The 18462-nt window shown below is 29.2% G+C and carries 15 protein-coding genes and 7 tRNA genes; all 22 read right to left on the bottom strand.

Annotation, left to right across the window (positions count from 1 at the left end; translation table 11 throughout):
• Positions 1 to 32: 32 nt before the first annotated feature.
• The 22 genes from ftsH to mfd all read right to left on the bottom strand — a co-directional run bounded on the left by ftsH (position 33) and on the right by mfd (position 18462).
• The gene (gene ftsH / locus ACQRD5_RS12690) at positions 33 to 1835 is read right to left on the bottom strand and encodes an ATP-dependent zinc metalloprotease FtsH (protein WP_291628839.1); all 1803 of its coding nucleotides are present in this window, start codon (positions 1833 to 1835) and stop codon (positions 33 to 35) included.
• A gap of 57 nt (positions 1836 to 1892) precedes the next feature.
• The gene (hpt, locus tag ACQRD5_RS12695; protein WP_291628837.1) at positions 1893 to 2432 is read right to left on the bottom strand and encodes a hypoxanthine phosphoribosyltransferase; all 540 of its coding nucleotides are present in this window, start codon (positions 2430 to 2432) and stop codon (positions 1893 to 1895) included.
• 4 nt (positions 2433 to 2436) lie between these two features.
• Positions 2437 to 3825: a tRNA lysidine(34) synthetase TilS gene (gene tilS, locus ACQRD5_RS12700; protein ID WP_291628836.1), complete on the bottom strand. Its 1389-nt coding sequence runs from the start codon at positions 3823 to 3825 to the stop codon at positions 2437 to 2439.
• Between the two features lie 220 nt (positions 3826 to 4045).
• Positions 4046 to 6427, bottom strand: coding sequence for a stage II sporulation protein E (gene spoIIE, locus ACQRD5_RS12705; RefSeq protein WP_291628834.1), 2382 nt, complete (start codon positions 6425 to 6427; stop codon positions 4046 to 4048).
• A gap of 346 nt (positions 6428 to 6773) precedes the next feature.
• Positions 6774 to 6860: transfer RNA gene (locus ACQRD5_RS12710), tRNA-Leu, on the bottom strand.
• Between the two features lie 5 nt (positions 6861 to 6865).
• Positions 6866 to 6942: transfer RNA gene (locus ACQRD5_RS12715), tRNA-Met, on the bottom strand.
• Between the two features lie 7 nt (positions 6943 to 6949).
• Positions 6950 to 7025 (bottom strand) — tRNA-Met (locus tag ACQRD5_RS12720).
• Between the two features lie 22 nt (positions 7026 to 7047).
• Positions 7048 to 7134, bottom strand: a tRNA-Leu gene (locus ACQRD5_RS12725).
• Between the two features lie 5 nt (positions 7135 to 7139).
• Positions 7140 to 7216: transfer RNA gene (locus ACQRD5_RS12730), tRNA-Met, on the bottom strand.
• Between the two features lie 7 nt (positions 7217 to 7223).
• Positions 7224 to 7299 (bottom strand) — tRNA-Met (locus ACQRD5_RS12735).
• A gap of 22 nt (positions 7300 to 7321) precedes the next feature.
• Positions 7322 to 7408 (bottom strand) — tRNA-Leu (locus ACQRD5_RS12740).
• A 212-nt stretch (positions 7409 to 7620) separates the two neighbouring features.
• Positions 7621 to 8031 (bottom strand): S1 domain-containing RNA-binding protein, encoded by a 411-nt coding sequence (locus ACQRD5_RS12745; protein WP_291628832.1) that lies wholly within the window; start codon positions 8029 to 8031, stop codon positions 7621 to 7623.
• A gap of 84 nt (positions 8032 to 8115) precedes the next feature.
• The gene (locus ACQRD5_RS12750; RefSeq protein WP_308779965.1) at positions 8116 to 8403 is read right to left on the bottom strand and encodes an FtsB family cell division protein; all 288 of its coding nucleotides are present in this window, start codon (positions 8401 to 8403) and stop codon (positions 8116 to 8118) included.
• An 84-nt stretch (positions 8404 to 8487) separates the two neighbouring features.
• A complete protein-coding gene (gene yabQ, locus ACQRD5_RS12755) occupies positions 8488 to 8877 on the bottom strand; it encodes a spore cortex biosynthesis protein YabQ (RefSeq protein ID WP_294167724.1) in 390 nt (129 codons plus the stop codon).
• Positions 8878 to 8886: 9 nt separating this feature from the next.
• Entirely contained in the window at positions 8887 to 9180 is a 294-nt protein-coding gene (gene yabP, locus ACQRD5_RS12760; RefSeq protein ID WP_291628821.1) for a sporulation protein YabP, read from the bottom strand.
• Between the two features lie 51 nt (positions 9181 to 9231).
• Positions 9232 to 9492, bottom strand: coding sequence for an RNA-binding S4 domain-containing protein (locus ACQRD5_RS12765; protein WP_291628814.1), 261 nt, complete (start codon positions 9490 to 9492; stop codon positions 9232 to 9234).
• Positions 9493 to 9557: 65 nt separating this feature from the next.
• A complete protein-coding gene (locus ACQRD5_RS12770) occupies positions 9558 to 9833 on the bottom strand; it encodes an HU family DNA-binding protein (protein WP_291706703.1) in 276 nt (91 codons plus the stop codon).
• A gap of 203 nt (positions 9834 to 10036) precedes the next feature.
• Positions 10037 to 11509, bottom strand: coding sequence for a nucleoside triphosphate pyrophosphohydrolase (gene mazG / locus ACQRD5_RS12775; RefSeq protein ID WP_427746927.1), 1473 nt, complete (start codon positions 11507 to 11509; stop codon positions 10037 to 10039).
• 19 nt (positions 11510 to 11528) lie between these two features.
• A complete protein-coding gene (locus ACQRD5_RS12780; protein WP_291628808.1) occupies positions 11529 to 13064 on the bottom strand; it encodes a putative polysaccharide biosynthesis protein in 1536 nt (511 codons plus the stop codon).
• 102 nt (positions 13065 to 13166) lie between these two features.
• Positions 13167 to 13715, bottom strand: coding sequence for a stage V sporulation protein T (gene spoVT / locus ACQRD5_RS12785; RefSeq protein WP_291628807.1), 549 nt, complete (start codon positions 13713 to 13715; stop codon positions 13167 to 13169).
• A gap of 163 nt (positions 13716 to 13878) precedes the next feature.
• Positions 13879 to 14856, bottom strand: a complete 978-nt coding sequence (locus ACQRD5_RS12790; protein WP_294167735.1) for a peptidylprolyl isomerase — start codon at positions 14854 to 14856, stop codon at positions 13879 to 13881.
• Between the two features lie 96 nt (positions 14857 to 14952).
• Positions 14953 to 18462 (bottom strand): transcription-repair coupling factor, encoded by a 3510-nt coding sequence (gene mfd, locus ACQRD5_RS12795; protein ID WP_427746929.1) that lies wholly within the window; start codon positions 18460 to 18462, stop codon positions 14953 to 14955.

Here is an 18462-nt window from a genome sequence, read left to right on the forward strand (position 1 = left end):
GGAGTTGTTTAAAAACAACTCCTTAATTTATTTTAGCTTTCATTAAAAATTCTTTGGAATTCTTCACCATCAATTTTTTCTTTTTCTAGTAAAGCTGCTGCTACTGCATGAAGTTTATTTATATTTTGGCTTAATAAAGTTTCTGCTCTTTCATAAGCTTCATCTATAAACTTCTTAACTTCCTTATCTATTTCTGCACCAACTTCTTCACTAAAGTTTCTTCCATGTCCTAAGTTCTTACCTAAGAATACTTCATTATTATCTGAGCTATAAGATATTGTTCCAAGCTTTTCACTCATACCATATTCCATAACCATAGCTCTAGCTATAGCACTTGCTCTATCTATGTCATTTTTAGCCCCTGTAGAAATATCTGAAAGAATTAGTTTTTCAGCTACTCTACCACCTAATAATCCAACCATCTCATCCTTTAACTTTTCCTTTGAAGTATATGATCTATCTTCATTTGGTAAGTGCATAGTATATCCACCTGCCATACCTCTTGGTATTATACTTATTTCATGAACTGGGTCTGAATGTTCAAGAAGATTCATAACTACAGCGTGACCTCCTTCATGATAAGCTGTAAGCTTCTTATCATGCTCACTCATTACTCTACTCTTCTTTTCAGGACCAGCTATTACCCTAGTTATAGCTTCTTCAAATTCCTGCATTCCTATTAATTTTTCACTTCTTCTAACTGCTAACAAAGCTGCTTCATTAGCTAAGTTTTCTATATCAGCTCCACTAAATCCTGGTGTTCTCTTAGCTAATACCTTTAAATCTACATCTTCAGCTAAAGGTTTTTTCTTAGTGTGAACTTTAAGAATTTCTTCTCTACCCTTAACATCAGGAGCTCCAACAACTATTTGTCTATCAAATCTACCTGGTCTTAATAAAGCTGGGTCAAGGATATCTGGTCTATTAGTTGCAGCAATCATTATAATCCCTTCATTAGCACCAAATCCATCCATTTCAACTAATAATTGATTTAGAGTTTGTTCTCTCTCATCGTGTCCACCACCAAGTCCTGCACCTCTTTGTCTACCAACTGCATCTATTTCATCTATAAATACCAATGATGGAGCACTTTTTTTAGCTTGTTCAAATAAATCTCTAACTCTTGACGCACCTACACCAACAAACATTTCAACAAAGTCAGAACCTGATATACTATAGAATGGAACACCCGCCTCACCTGCAATAGCTTTAGCAAGTAATGTTTTACCTGTTCCTGGAGGACCAACTAATAATACTCCTTTAGGTATTCTTGCTCCCATCTGAGTATACTTAGATGGTTGTTTTAAGAAATCTACAATTTCTTCCAGTTCTTGCTTTTCTTCATCAGCGCCAGCAACGTCATCAAAGGTAACTCTTTTTGCATCTGGAGGCATTATTTTAGCTCTACTTTTTCCAAAGTTCATTACTCCTCTTCCACTTCCGCCACCTTGAGATTGTTGTGTCATCATAAAGAAGAATACGAATACTAACACTAAAATCATTATTGTTGGAATTATACTTATCCAAAGACTACTATTTGATGGTTGTTTAAAATCAACCTTCACATCATCCTTTGGATTTTCAGACATTAACATTTGCACCATTTCCTTTGGAGCATATGTATTAAATTGCTTATTGTCTCTTGTTTTACCTGATATAAGCATCTTATCAGGTTGAACCATAATACTTTCTATTTCATTTCCTATCCATTTTTGTTGGAAATCACTGTATGATATCTCATCTGCCATTTTGCCACTATTCCACAAAAACGTTGCAGAAAAGAATAATATCAAAATTACAAATATCCATACTGTTGCGCTTGAATATTTTTTCATTCAAGGCCCCCCTTTCGTCTAGTTTTATTATATTGCACTATTATACTATATTTCATTTTATTTTTTATATACTTCTTCTTTTAATATTCCTACATATGGTAAATTTCTATATCTTTCTGCATAGTCTAATCCATAGCCCACCAAAAACTCATCTGGCACTTCAAATCCACAGTATTTTACATCTAAATCTACCATTCTTCTAGATGGTTTTGTTAATAAAGTAACTATTTCTATACTATTTGCTTTTCTAGCTTTTAAATATTTTAATAAGTAATCTAAAGTAACTCCACTATCTATTATATCTTCTACTATTATAATGTCCTTACCTTCAATACCATGATCTAAATCCTTTAATATTCTTACTACTCCTGATGTTTCAGTAGAATTTCCATAACTAGATACTGCCATAAAATCTATTTCACATGGTATAGATATATTTTTTATTAGTTCAGATGCAAATATAACTGAACCCTTTAAAATTCCTACTATTATTAAATCCTTACCTTTATAATCTTCACTTATAGCCTTACCTATCTCTTTTACTTTATTTGTAATTTGTTCTTCTGTAAGTAATATCTCTTTTATATCTTTCGTCATATTTCTATTCCTTTCTAACAAATGTAATTCTTATAATTCTTTTTGTATCCTTAGTTACTTTAAAACTTTCAGAAACCTTATATCCTACTAACCAAGCTATTTCATTATCAAAACATAAGATAGGAACCTCATTTCTTTCTTCTATAGGTAATTTTAAATCAATAAAAATATCCTTTACCTTTTTACTACCTTTCATTCCAAGTGGAATAATTCTGTCCCCATTTAATCTTTTCCTAATTATTAGCTTTTCTTTTATCTTATCATAATCAAAAAATTTTATTAATACATTATTAGAAAATTCTATACTTTTTTTATTATCTACTATATCAAAACTTATGATATACTTCCCGAAAACTATACATTTCTTATCTAAGTCACTTTTATTTAATATAACTTCTTGAAATTCATTATTTTTAATTTCTCTAAATCTTAAATATATATCTCCATATATATTTTCGGCTATTACTCCATTAGGTATATTTATTTTTTTATTAGTGTTATTACTTGCTAGTGATACTACTTCATAAATATGTTTCATTTCAAAGTTCGTGTGTTTACCAGTAAAATTTATAAATGCTTTTTTTATAAGCCTAGTTAAAATAGCTTTTTCAATAGAAAAAGCTTCCTTAGATATAATTAACTTTTCTCCATAGTTAGTGCAAAACTTTTTATAATAATTATTGCACTCTTTTTCAATAAAGTCATTATCTATTTGTAATAAACTTGCCATTCTATTTATTGTTTCTACTATATCCTTGTTAAAATTATTCCTCATATAAGGAAGAATATCTAATCTCACCTTATTTCTATTGTATACATTTTCTAAATTAGTTTTATCTATTCTAGGTTTTAAGTTGTTAGCATTACAATACTGTTCTATTTCTTCCCTAGATAAGCAAAGAATAGGTCTTATTATTCCTCCTTCTCTTTTACTCCTAATCCCACAAAGTCCCTCAATTCCAGAACCTCTCATCATATTCATAAGAACTGTTTCAGCTTGATCATTTGAATTGTGAGCAATAGCTATCTTATTGTACCCATTTTTCTTACTTATTAAATGAAAGAACTTATATCTCTCTTCTCTTCCTGCTAGTTCATGAGATATACTTCTTTCCTTAGATATTTTATCTATATCTATCCTATCAGAAAAGAAATCTACATTTAGGCTATGACATATATCCCTTGCATATTCCTCATCTTTAAAGGCTTCATCTCCTCTAAGCATATGATTTACATGTGCTGCTGCAATTTCAATATTAAAATCCTCTTTAAGTTCAAAGAGAATATTTAATAAACAAACAGAATCAGGACCACCTGACAAAGCCACCAAAACCCTATCCCCATTTTCTATTAGATTATTTTCAATTACAAAAGCCTTTACTTTGTTTATCACAACAATACTCCTTAGTAAAATTATTTTAATATATAATATAATAACCTTAACAAAGTTATCTGTAAATAAAATTTCTTAACTATTTTTTACAATATTGTAATATAAAATATATCATAAAAATAAATCTAATATTATCTTTTTTAAAGTAAAATTTTTTCAAAAAATAATCAGGAGCTGTTCAAAAACAGCTCCGTAAAAACATTTTTATTATAAAACATTTCTAATATATTGAATATATTTTAGAAACTAATACAGTCATATCATCTTTAACCTTTCCTCCACTTAAAACCATAGCTTTTTCTAATATATCTCTAGATAGTGCAGATGGATTTGTATCCGCATATTCTAGGTATTCCTCTAGCCAAGAATAACTTCCTATATTATTTTTATCTATATCTAAAACTCCATCACTAATGGAAACTATAATATCACCATGTTTTAATTTGAACTTCTCTGTTGTCACATCTACAGAATCTAATATTCCAAAAGGTAAAGTGTTAGATTTAATTACCTTTATATCCTTGTTTCTTTTTATAAAGCTTACAACTCCTCCAATCTTTATAAATTCAGCCTCACCTGTATATAAATCTACTATATTCAAATCCATAGTGGTAAATTTTTCATCTTCATTGAACTTCATGGTCATTATTGAATTAACAGTATCAATTGCAGTCTTTTCGCTAAAGCCATTTTCTATAAATTTCTCAATTAATCCTACAGCCAATCCACTTTCTATTCCTGCTTCTGGTCCTGATCCCATACCATCGCTTATTATATTAATATAAGTTCCTTCATTAGTTTCAGAAAAACTATAGCTATCTCCAATATAAGTCTCCCCCTCCTTAGCCTTAATAGCAGCATAAGAAGTCATATGATATTTAGGTGTTTCTTCTATTATTACAGTGCATTCTCCAGTATCAGGATTTATTCTTGTTCCTTCCTTGGATATAGATACAGGAACCTTAACTAAAGTGTTAATTATAGGTAATATCATCTTTGTGCAATATCTTTCTTCTTCTGGATTAGTGGTTGAGACTTTTATTTTCATTCTTCCATTTCTATCTAGATATGAAAAAACATCTGAGTAATCAATTTTGTTTCTATTAAAAGCCTTTCTTAATATTTTATCTATTTCAAAACAAATAGAAATATCCTTCTCAAAATCCCTTATCATCCCCTCCATTGTATTAGATATATTATTAATATGACTTGCTATTATGTTTCTTCCTTCACTTAATCTTGTTTTTAAGGCTTCATTTACAGTATAATTGTTAACTATCTCTTGAGCATTTTTTATTAAACTTCTAGTTTTAACACATTTTTTTTCTAAAGGCTTAGGAATGTATATATCATTTTTTTCACAACTACTTATTAATTCAGTAAAACCTTCAAAGGTTGAGTGTAAATTTCTATCCCAGCACCTTTGTCTGAGTTCACAATTATAACAAACTCTATCAGCTAGACTCTCTACCATTGCAGTTCCCTTATTATTTAAAGACAAAATATCATTTTCACCTAAATTTAATATAGATGCTGATAAAGTTGATAAAATAGATTTCATAGAACTTAGCCTATCTATAAATTCTCCTTTTATTCCATTTAAATGAATATCATTAATGATTTCAACCTTCTTCTCTTTATTAAACTCATTACTAACGCTTTCTATAAAAATCTTTGGAATAGAAATCAAAACTATAGATGATAACATAACTTCTATTCCCCCATAAAGATTAAAGGAACTGGAGTACATACATACTATAAAATAAATAACACCATATGATAAAGCAGAAAATATTCTACCAACTTCTTTAAAGATTCCAATTATTAATCCACATAAACTATATAATGTTATAGCTGTAACAATATCTCCATTAGTTATTCCTATAATAAGCCCCATGGAAACGCCTATAGCAGCTCCGATTCCAGCTCCCCCTATATATGCAAAAATAGCAATTGAAGATAAAGCTAATACATTCCTAATTTGTATATTAAGTATATTTACGTTTCCTACACCTGCAATCAATAGGCAAATTAATATACCTATACTAATTATTTCTTCTGTTGAGAAAAAATAATTACTTTCTAACTCATCTATACATTTTAAAGCATAACTTATCATATATTTTACTGGAATTATACTTGAAACCTTTAACAAAGAAAATACTATGTTAACTCCCATTGGTTTGTTATTAATAACTAAGTTATATATAATAAACACAGAAAAGGTTAAGAAAAAAGTAACATAATCCCTATTTTTTAATTCTAACTTATTACAAACTTCTATATATCCTATAACTAACACAGCTGCTATGAAATAGCTAATAGCTCCTTCTAAACCAGATGATATGGATATATACCCCAATACCGTTCCTATAAGAGCTAATATGACATTTGTAGTATTTTCTTTCTTTATACCTATAAGATATGCAATACCGAAAGGTGCTATGCCCATATCTATAGTTGCTGATACTAAAACTCTACTTAGCAAAAATCCAATTGAAAGAGATATAATCATCCCAAACTGCGTTCCTTGAACCTTCAATTGTTTTTTTTTCTTTTTTTCTACTCTCTTATAAGTTGATATATTAACACCATATTGCATTTTTTCTCCTCCAATTTCCATAAAATGTAATTTTGATTATATCATCTTATAAAAAAAATATGTGTCGCATGATGTATCATTATTTTTTTTTCGTAGTACAATAATATGTAAATTTCCTTATTTCAATATACTTTTTCATACATAAATTTCTAAATACTAAGTTTTTATGTTATTTAACCTTTTAATTTTCAAAATAAATTTGTCAGTATCACTTAATTTTTGAGGAAAAAAATAGAGAGAAAAATATAATATCCATCTCCTCCTATATTGAAGTAAATGGATTTATAAAAACTATTCATAGGATAATTCCTAGAAAAAAAAGTACTTAAGTTAAACTTAAGTACTTTGGTGCTGAAGACCGGAATCGAACCGGTACGGTATCGCTACCGCAGGATTTTAAGTCCTGTGCGTCTGCCTGTTCCGCCACTTCAGCGTATATGGTAGCGGAAATAGGACTTGAACCTACGACACCTCGGGTATGAACCGAGTGCTCTAGCCAGCTGAGCTATTCCGCCATGTTTTTGGTTGCGGGGGCAGGACTTGAACCTACGACCTTCGGGTTATGAGCCCGACGAGCTGCCAACTGCTCCACCCCGCGATATTATAAGCTAAATTCAACTTGGTGCTGAAGACCGGAATCGAACCGGTACGGTATCGCTACCGCAGGATTTTAAGTCCTGTGCGTCTGCCTGTTCCGCCACTTCAGCGTATATGGTAGCGGAAATAGGACTTGAACCTACGACACCTCGGGTATGAACCGAGTGCTCTAGCCAGCTGAGCTATTCCGCCACATTTTTGGTTGCGGGGGCAGGACTTGAACCTACGACCTTCGGGTTATGAGCCCGACGAGCTGCCAACTGCTCCACCCCGCGATATTATAAGCTAAATTCAACTTGGTGCTGAAGACCGGAATCGAACCGGTACGGTATCGCTACCGCAGGATTTTAAGTCCTGTGCGTCTGCCTGTTCCGCCACTTCAGCATATTTTCTTTTGTCGCCCCTCAGCGACAAAATTAATTATATATGATGTTTTCTATAGTGTCAACATCTTTTTTTGTTTTTTATTTGATATTAATTAATTTTATTTGTAAATTCTTTTTGTCATAAATTATAAAGGGATACTTTCTAATAGAAAATAGCCCTTTGTATAGATTTATATATTAAATTTATATGATGCCCACTATTATTTTTTATTAATAACTTTTTCTTGAACCCTTAGATTTAAAATCTTGCTTCTTCTTAACATCTTGCATTCTTTCTTCACTGTCTTTTAAGAACCTTGACATTATATCTTCGAAATTACCTGCATTCATACTAGTTTTTTTGTTTTCTGAGGTCCAATCTATTTCTACAGGTTTAATTGATTTTTTTTGTACATTTGCTTGCTTTATTGACAAGCTTATCTTACCATTATCATCAATAGATATTACTTTTACTTTTACCTTATCTTGTTCATGAAGATGTTCTCTAATATCCTTAACAAATGAATCTGCCACTTCTGAAATGTGAACCAGCCCTGTCTTTCCCTCTATTTCAACGAAAGCTCCAAAACTAGTTATATTAACCACCGTACCTTCTAATATGTTTCCTGCCATCAAGGTCATGTTACAAAGATTCCTCCTTAAAAATTAAATAATATATGTTATTATAATAATAACCTCTTTTAAATAGTTCTAAAACATATTTTTTTAATTTTGCTGCTGGGAATTCACAACTTTTTCTCCATCCTTAATCATCCCTAGTCTTTCCCTCGCAAGTTTCTCAAGATATTCATTAGATTCATTAGCCTTTTTAAGATCTGATTCTAATTCACCATTTTTATTCTTAAGTTCTTGTAATTCTTCCTGACTATTAATAATGTCTGTTTGAATTCTTCTAATTGTAATTTCTTGTTTTATATAATTAGCAACAAAAATAACAAAAATAAAAACTATAATTAATCTTTTAAGAGTTAGTTGCTTTTTAATTGCTCTCACCCTCTTTAAAATATATTATATAATATATTTTAAACACTATAAATATTTTATTCAAGATATTTTTTTATGTTCGTAGTTTTAATTTCATTTTTTACCAGCAATACCGTAATATATTATCTTTATGGGATAAATCATATTCTTAAATATTACCCTAATAAATTTCGCAACTTTACTAATTATATATTTTTCTCCCTTAAAGACTATAGGGCTTATAAACTTTAAATAAAAAATTAAAGTTAAAATCATAAATATATATACATAGGGACCTAAAAATGCATAATTTGTATATAGTAGAAAAGTAAATACTATAATCGCTGTAAGAATCCAAAATAATATATCCTCAATTATTACTATTATTTTAGGAATCTTAAATCCTCGTATTATGTTGTATAAATCAAATAATATGCCAATTAATATCCCTGCAAGTACTGAATATACTAACATATCAATTTGAACGTTTAAAGATAATGGCATATCATATACCTACTTAAACAACCTAGAAATTATACTTTCTTTTTCTTTTTTTATTTCTTTACTACTATATACTATTGAAGATACATTTCCCACTATTATCACATCACCATTTTGAACATCAAGTTTATTCATTTTTAACTCTGATCCCTTAATAGTTAAAAAACCTAACTTTGTGTTTAATAAAATTTTCTCATCATCAAAACTTATAACTTCTTCTACCCCAGTAAGAGTTAATTTTTTTCTATTTTCTAAAACTATGTTGCCCCTAGGCTCTTCTAGTTTATTCTCACTTTTCTTTTCCATCTTATCTCCTCCACATATTCTTTATAAAAATATATGAAAGAGATATAATATTTATTCTTTATCTTCTTCGCCTTCTATTATCTCATACATTTCTTTTGCATTTTCTTTTTTCACATGTTCGACTACATTTATAATTCTTGCCTTTAATGATCTATTAGCAAATTGTATTTCTATAATATCTCCCTCTTTAACTACAGTTGAAGGTTTAGCTGTTTTTCCATTAATAGAAACTCTTTCACCTTCGCAAACTTCCTTTGCTACAGTTCTTCTCTTAATAATCCTAGAAACCTTAAGATACTTATCTAATCTCATATTGAATCTCCTTAAACCTTATTTGTTATTAAAAGAACCCGAGTAAACTCGGGTTCTTATTTATACTATTTATTAACTTTTTCTTTAAATTCTTTTCCTGCTTTAAATACTGGAACAGTTGAAGCTGGAATGCTTATTGTTTCTTTAGTTCTTGGATTTCTTCCTTCTCTTGCTGCTCTTTCTCTAGTTTCGAAAGTACCAAATCCAACTAATTGAACTTTTTCTCCGTTTTCTAATGCTTCTTCAACGCTTTCTATAAATGCTTTTAACGCTAATTCAGCATCCTTCTTAGTTAATTTGCTTTTTTCTGACATGCTAGTGATTAATTCTGCTTTATTCACAATTACATCCTCCTTAAATAACCCGTATATATTTTAGTAGTTAATTTTTACTATTAATATGTACTATAACTACATTCTCTTATTATATATCGTCTTTTTGTGCTAGTCTATAACATTATCATTTTTTTGTTATAAAAGCTATTTATTACAATAAGTTTTCTATAGTATAGTATAAATCACTATAATATTATTCTTCAAAAAATTTATAAATCCTCCTTTATTTTATTAATTTCTTTGTTTTTTGCTTCATTCCACAGTTTATCCATTTCTTCTAATGTCATTTCATTCAAGTTTCTATTATTTTTTAATGCTTCTTCTTCAATAAAAGAAAATCTATTTATAAATTTTTTGATTGTTGAATTTAATGCTTCTTCTTCATCTATATTTAACAACCTTGCTACATTTACAGCTGCAAAGAATAAATCCCCTACTTCATCCTTTATTTTTTCCTTATTATTGGATTTATATACATCTAATACCTCTTTTAATTCTTCTTCCTCCTTTAAAGCAGCCTCTTCTACTTTATCCCAATCAAAGCCAACCTTAGCAGCCTTTTTTTGAACCTTATGTGCCCTATTTAAAGCTGGAAGTGCCATAGCTACTGCCTTCATTTCATCAGTAATAGTTTTGTGGTTTTTCTCTTTTTTCTTAAGTTCATCCCAATTATCTACAACATCACCACTATTTGAAACCTCTTCATCTCCAAAAACATGAGGGTGTCTATAAATCATTTTATCGCATATAGAACCTATTACATCATAGATATTAAAGTATCCATCGTCATTACCGATTGATGCATGGAAAACTACATGTAATAAAACATCTCCAAGTTCTTCTATCATACCATCTATATCATCATTATTTATGCTGTCTACTAATTCATAAGCTTCTTCTAATAATTGATTTTTAATACTTTCATGCGTTTGTTCCATATCCCAAGGGCAACCATTTTCACCTCTTAAGGTATCAATAATTTCAACTAAATCATTAAAATCCTTCTTATTATTCATATCTTTTGGTATATAAATAGAAGTTAAATAATCTATATCTTCTTGCATATCAAGTTCATAAATTAGTATAGTTCTAATAGATTCTTCACCATCTATACCAGCAGCCCTAACAAAATATATTTCTGTATCATCATTATAATAATCTAGTAATCTTAATTTTACTTCTGATGCTATTAAAGGATTATAAACTTGAGTAATTATAGTTCCAATTCTCTTATCTAAGACTTGATTACCTATATCAAAAGCATCAATAACTTTTAAACCTTCTATTGGATCTATTTTTAACACATCCATCATTGCATCAATAAAACTTACAGCTGGAACTATCTCATATTTAATATTTTCACTATCACATAAGTTAATAAGATTAAACACTGATTTTTCAGCTACTAACGGATGTCCAGGAACAGCATAAACTATTTCTCCAGACTCTTTATGATTTTTTACTATGTCACTAGCTATACTTTCATAAACTTCATCAAAATTATCTGAAGTTTCATAATAATGATCATATGTTTTGAAATTTTCTATCTTTGATTTTAAGTAGTCTACAGTTGGATGTTTTTCAGTTCTGAAATATATATTATTTCCTTCTTCTAAGGCCCTAACTGCACCAATAGTTAAGGCATCTGGTGCTCCTGGTCCTAAACCTATTATTTTTATCATTAGGTTCTCTCCTTACTAATTAATTTTTTACAATTTTATTTTTTATTTCATCTATACTAAATATTCTAAGTATCAATATTAATATTACATATATAATAATACCCAAAAATATCGATAATAAGCAAGAAGAAGTATTACTACCTGTCTTAATAAATAATAAATTATATGAAAATAGTACAACAATACTCATAATAGAAGCTGCTATAATAGGCTTTATAAAGGACTTATATATATCTAGCCTCAATTTTAACCTTTTTCTTAAAGAAATTACATTTAGTATTGTTGCTACTAAATAAGCAGATATACTAGCAATAACAGCTCCATATATATTTATTTCTGGTCTAGGAACTAAAATAAATGTTAATACAATCTTAACTACACAGCCTATAAACAAATTAATTATAGGTCTAATATAATGACCTATTCCTTGCATAATTGACGTAGTTGTTTGAGTCAAAATTATAAAAGGTACTGATAATGATAAGTACTTTAATATTAATATTCCATCATACCTTCCTGGAAATATTACCTTCATTATAGGTCCTGCAAGAAAGAAAAGCCCTAGCGTACATGGCATAGCTATAAGCATTGACATTTTCATAGATAATTGAACCTTAGCCTCTAATTCATCTCGTCTATTCATTATATACTTTTCTGCTATTATAGGTATTAGTGCTGTTCCAAGAGCTATGGATAAAGTCAAAGGAATATTCGTTATTACATTAGCTTTTCCTGTAAGTTGTGCATAAAGAATAGTTGCTTTTTCTGATACTATACCAGCTTGTAATAATTTTTGTGGAACTAATATAGAATCAATTAAACTCATTATAGTTCCAACAGTTGCTCCTATAGAAATAGGTAGTGCTATTTTCAATATTGTTGAAAGCACTTCTGGATTACTTCTAACCTTCTTATTCCACATTTCCTTTTTAACTTTTTTATACTTTTCATGTAGATAGCTTGCCCCTATAACGCCTCCAGCAGCTGCTCCAAAAGCTGCTCCTCCAGCTGCATATTCTATACCTTTAGGCAAAAGCAGTATAGCAAGTCCAACACCAATTATCACTCTTCCTATTTGCTCTAATATTTGAGAAACACCTGAAGGGGTCATATTTTGAAGTCCTTGAAAAAAGCCTCTATATATTGTCATAATAGAAATTATAAAAGGCGCAAAAGATATACCTAATAAAGAATAATAAGATTTCATATCCCATTGGACAAAATTTATAATGGGTTTAGCAAAAACAAATAGTAAAAGACTTGTACCAATTCCTAAAAACATCATTAAAATTGTAGATTCCTTTAATGTTACAAATATGCCTTCTATATCTCCCTTTGCTTTTTTCTCTGAAATCATCTTTGAAATAGCAACAGGAACTCCTGAAGCCATAGCAACAAAAAACATATATAATGGATATGACATTTGATAATACCCTACACCTTCATCACCTATAAGCATAATAAGTGGCCATCTAAAAAATAATCCCAAAAACCTTGCTACTATCCCTGCCATCCCAAGTATTAAACTAGCTTTTATTAGTGATTGTTTCTTCATAAAATACCTCCAAACTTTAATTGCTTTAATAATTTTTATTTTAAGTTTAGAGGTATTATTACTTTTTTATTGATAACTTTATATTTTATTAATTATTTATTTTTATTGTTCCATTTGTTTACCTAAGAAAGCTGAAGCGGTTTCTGATAGTTTTAATTCTAATTCCCCTAGCTTTTCACCTGGTTCCTTTGATAAGATAATAACTGCTCCTATTGCATCTCCTTCAGCTATTATAGGAGATATTACTTGGCTAGTATATTTTCCAGATTCTTCATCACTATGTAATGGAATTGTTTTGTTTTGTTCTGTTATCAAAATTGCTTTTCTCTCTTCCATTATTTTTTCTAGCTCTTGACTAACCTTTCTTTCTACATACTCTTTCTTAGAGCCACCACTTACTGATATAAATGCATCTTTATCTGATATTAAAATAATATGTCCAATTGCTTGTTGTAAACTTTCAGCATATTCTTTTGAAAAATCAGTTAATTCTCCAATAGGTGAATATTTCTTTAAAATAACTCCACCCTCTCTATCAGTGAAAATCTCTAAAGGATCTCCTTCTCTAATCCTTAAGGTTCTTCTTATTTCTTTTGGTATTACAACTCTTCCTAAGTCATCAATTCGTCTAACAATCCCTGTTGCTTTCATTATTATGAGCTACCTCCTTAATTAATAATTAGTTGCAATATTATTATTTGACTTCTTAGAAATTTTATACCCATATAACCAATTTTTATTTAATTAAAAATATATTAGGTAACTTAAAATAAAAAAGGAACTAGCTAATAATTAGCTAATCCCTTAATAGGTATTATAATCTATTTTCGTATGTTTTAACCTTATAATCTTTCTTCCACTGTTCAATAGATGAAGTATATAATTCATTTTTCTTATCATTTTCTAATGTGCTCTTTATTGAATCCTTTGCTTCATCAAGAGTTTTTTGTTTTATGTCAGTAACCTTTATTATATGGTATCCATAAGTACTTTGTACAGGTTCTGAAATTTCGCCTTCACCTAATGCCTTAAATGCATCTGTAAATTCTTGAACATAGTTAGTTGTATCATAAGTTACAGTTCCTAAACTTCCTCCATTGTCCTTAGTTCCTGTATCTTCTGAATTTTCTTTTGCTAATGTAGCAAAATCTTCGCCATTTACTGCCTTTTCTCTTATTTCTTTAGCTTTTGCTTCATCTTTTATTAAGATATGAGAAACAGTTGCGCTCTTATAGCTATCTAAATGTTCATCGTAATATTTTTGCATCTCTTCATCTGATACAGATACATCTTTAAATATTTCTTCTGTAACCTTAGCACCTATTAAACTATCTTTCATATTTTTGTTTAATTTTTCTTTATATTCATCTAAAGTCATCCCTGCATTTTCTAAAGCAGTATTAAAGGCATCTTCTCCACCAAATGTTTCTTTTTGGCTTTCAATATACTTTTCAGTTTCTGCCTTTACTTCTTCTTCAGTTGGAAGTACTCCTAGTTCTTCAGCCTTCTTATACATAAGCTTTTGTTCTACTAGTAAGTTTATTGCTTGAATTCTCAACTCTTTCACTTGATCTGCTATTTGAGTATTTGTGTCATAATCAGCACCATATTGTTGTAAATAAGGATCTGCTAATTCATCAACATCACCTCTTGTGATTTTAAGATCCCCTACCTTTGCTAATACAGTGTTTTTAATTGCTTCTGGAGTCTTTTGTATCATTTCACATCCAACTGCTGAAAAAGCAAAGATACTTAAAGCTCCTATTGCTATTAATTTTTTAATTTTAACCAATTACGTTCCCTCATTTCTATTTAATTTGTTACGCATTTTAATTATATATAAATAGTATATCAATATTGTGTCAGTTATTCAATTTCTTAATTAACTTTAAATATTTTTAGTTAAGTTATCTAATATTTCTTTAAATAATACTAGGATATCTTCCTTTTTCACTTCAGAAATTCTTACACCAAAATATGGTTTCTCTCCAAACATTAAGAATACCTTATCTTTATAGTGTTCTAATAGATACTTATATATATTATTTATATTGTTATTTCCATCTGCAAATATAAATTTAATTTCCTTAGGTGTTTCCTTGATTTCTTCAATTGAAAGTATTTTTGCCCTGCTCTTAATATATGCTATGTCCATTAAATTATAGACAGGATCTGGAATTTCTGAATATCTATCTTCAAGTTCTGCTTTAATATCCATATAATCATCTATACTTTCTATAGCTGCAATCTTCTTATAAACTTCTATTTTTTGAATTTCATCTTCTATATAAGTTCCTGGAATATATGCATCTACTTTTAAATCTACAGTGGTTTCAATAGGTTCTTTTTCTATTTCACCTTTAATTATCTTAATGGTATCTTCTAGCATTCTACAATATAAATCATAACCTATAGCTGCCATATGTCCATGTTGTGCTGAACCCATCATATTACCAGCACCTCTAATTTCTAAGTCCCTCATAGCTATTTTAAACCCTGAACCTAGCTCAGTAAAATCCTTAAGAGCCTTTAATCTCTTCTCTGCAACTTCAGTTAAGACTTTATCTTTAGTATACATAAAGTATGCATATGCTATTCTATTAGATCTACCTACTCTACCTCTTAATTGATAAAGTTGAGATAATCCCATCTTATCAGAGTCATGAATTATCATAGTATTAACATTTGGAATATCTATTCCTGTTTCTATTATAGTTGTACACACTAAAAGGTCATAATCTTTATTCATAAATCTTACCATTTCAGTCTCTAACTGTCTTTCTGTCATCTGACCATGAATAATTCCAATTTTACATTCAGGAATTAACTCAGCTAAATATTTAGCCATATTTTCTATGCTGTCTACTCTATTATAAACATAGTAAACTTGACCTCCCCTATTTATCTCCCTTAATACAGCATCTCTAACTAGCTGATCATTTTGTTCTACTACATAAGTTTGAATAGGGTATCTCTCCTCTGGAGGAGTCTCAATTACAGAAATATCTCTAGCTCCTGTTAATGACATATGAAGAGTTCTTGGTATAGGTGTAGCACTTAATGTTAATACATCAACATTTTTCTTTAAGTTTTTTATCTTTTCTTTTTGTGCAACTCCAAATCTTTGCTCTTCGTCTATTATTAATAATCCTAAATCCTTAAATACTATATCTTTAGATACTAACCTATGAGTCCCTATTAATATATCTACATTTCCTTCTTTAGCAGCTTGAATAGTTGCTTTTTGCTCTTTAGCACTTCTAAATCTACTTATCATATCTATTTTCACAGGAAAATCTGAAAATCTCTTAATCATATTTTTGTAATGTTGCTCTGCTAGTATAGTAGTTGGTACTAAGAAAGCAACTTGTTTTCCATCCATAACTGCTTTAAAAGCAGCTCTAATGGCAACCTCGGTCTTACCATATCCAACATCACCACAAAGAAGTCTATCCATTGGCTTATCAGATTCCATATCCTTTTTAATTTCTTCAAGAGATGTTAATTGGTCTGGGGTTTCCTCAAATGGGAATTCATCTTCAAATTGTCTTTGCCACTCTGTATCCTTATTATATTTATATCCTTTTAATGTTGCTCTAGTGGCATATAGCTTAACCAAATCTTGTGCAATTTCATTTATAGATTTTCTTACTTTAGCCTTAGCTTTACTCCATTCAGCACTACCTAATTTATTTACCTTAGGAGTTTTTCCTTCTGAACCTATATATTTTTGAACCAAATCTAATTGCTCAACAGGAACATATAATTTATCTCCCTTATCATAAACTATATATAGGTAATCTCTTTTATGTCCACCTACTTCGATTTGCTTTATACCTTTATAAACACCTACACCATGATTAGCATGAACAACATAGTCTCCTAATTTAAGTTCAGCAAAGCTTTTTATTTTACCTATACCTTTTTTATTTGTTTTTTTCTTGGATATTTTTCTCTTAGCTTCACCAAATACATCTTTATCAGAAATAACACATAACTTTAATTCAGGGTATTCAAAGCCTTTTAGAAGATTTCCAAAAGTAATTACTACTTCTCCTAGTTCTATAGAACTCACATCATCTTTATATACACTTTCAATATCTCTATCTCTTAGAGTGTTAACTAATCTTTCTCCTCTTGGTCTTGTACCTGATAATATTATAGTTCTATATCCTTTTGATTTTTTATCTTTTATGTCATCTATTAATAAATCTAACTGCCCTTGATAGCTATTTAAGGTTATAGAATTTAATAAATACTTTCTATTTGGATTTAATATCTTTGTATTATTGTCAAACACATCTAAAGTAATTACTTTTTCTAGCTCTAACTTTTCAATTAATTCTTCTTCATCTAATAGTAAATTAATTTGTGAAGGTAATATTCCCCCTCTTTGTAAAAAAGCTTCATAATTTTCTTTAAATTCATAGTAGCAGCTTTCTAGTTTTCCTTCACATTTTTTAACATCATCAACTACATATATATAATTTTTTACATAGTCAAAAAAGCTATCTATCCTTTCATAAAAGTAAGGTAAATAACTATCTACTGTTTCAAAAGTTAAAGTTTCAGTAAGTGATTCTACATTAGCTTTAATTATTGTCTGAAGCTTTTCTATTCTTTCATCATCAGATTTACCATTGGATTTTATTTCTTCAAATTCCTTTAGAATATTCTCTTTTCCCCTATTTAAAGCTTCTTCATCTAATATAACTTCTTTTGCTGGGAATATTTCCATGGTATTAACCTTTTCAATACTTCTTTGAGATTCTGTATTAAAGGTTCTTATTGAATCTATAGTATCTCCAAAAAGTTCTATTCTATATGGATATGTTGATATAGGTGGAAATACATCTAATATTCCTCCTCTTAGAGAGAATTCTCCTTTTCCTTCAACAGCTTCAACTCTTTCATAACCACATTCCAAAAGTTTTTTAGATAAATCCTTAAAATCTACTTCATCATCAATATTTAAAGTTATATTGTATTTATTAAATAACTCCTTAGGTGTATAAACTGATGTTAATGAATCTATTGATGTAACTATTATCTTTTTACTATCATTTAATATTTCCTTAATTACCTTTAATCTTGCCCACCTTAAATCTCCTGAAATAGCATCTATATTATAAAAAACAACTTCTTTTGCTGGAAAGTAATAAATATCATTAGTATAAAAACTTAAATCTTCATATATATTTTTTGCTTCCATATCATTATTAGTTAGTATAATCATAGGAGAATCTATCTCATTATAAATACTAAATATACTATAACTTTTTCCTGAATCAGATAATCCATTTATATTTATAGGAAATTTATTATCCTTTATACTTGTTATTATTTCATTAAAAGTTGAGTTTTCTCTTAAAGGTTGCAATACCCCCTTTAATCTCAT

Origin of the sequence: Clostridium sp. SGI.024 (assembly GCF_050315195.1) — a bacterium.
Taxonomy (GTDB): Bacteria; Bacillota; Clostridia; order Clostridiales; family Clostridiaceae; genus Clostridium.

Coding starts and splice junctions, on each gene's coding strand:
- ftsH (WP_291628839.1), bottom strand. CDS start 1,835: ATGAAAAAATATTCAAGCGCAACAGTATGGATATTTGTAATTTTGATA.
- hpt (WP_291628837.1), bottom strand. CDS start 2,432: ATGACGAAAGATATAAAAGAGATATTACTTACAGAAGAACAAATTACA.
- spoIIE (WP_291628834.1), bottom strand. CDS start 6,427: ATGCAATATGGTGTTAATATATCAACTTATAAGAGAGTAGAAAAAAAG.
- ACQRD5_RS12745 (WP_291628832.1), bottom strand. CDS start 8,031: ATGACCTTGATGGCAGGAAACATATTAGAAGGTACGGTGGTTAATATA.
- yabQ (WP_294167724.1), bottom strand. CDS start 8,877: ATGCCATTATCTTTAAACGTTCAAATTGATATGTTAGTATATTCAGTA.
- yabP (WP_291628821.1), bottom strand. CDS start 9,180: ATGGAAAAGAAAAGTGAGAATAAACTAGAAGAGCCTAGGGGCAACATA.
- ACQRD5_RS12765 (WP_291628814.1), bottom strand. CDS start 9,492: ATGAGATTAGATAAGTATCTTAAGGTTTCTAGGATTATTAAGAGAAGA.
- mazG (WP_427746927.1), bottom strand. CDS start 11,509: ATGATAAAAATAATAGGTTTAGGACCAGGAGCACCAGATGCCTTAACT.
- ACQRD5_RS12780 (WP_291628808.1), bottom strand. CDS start 13,064: ATGAAGAAACAATCACTAATAAAAGCTAGTTTAATACTTGGGATGGCA.
- spoVT (WP_291628807.1), bottom strand. CDS start 13,715: ATGAAAGCAACAGGGATTGTTAGACGAATTGATGACTTAGGAAGAGTT.
- mfd (WP_427746929.1), bottom strand. CDS start 18,462: ATGAGATTAAAGGGGGTATTGCAACCTTTAAGAGAAAACTCAACTTTT.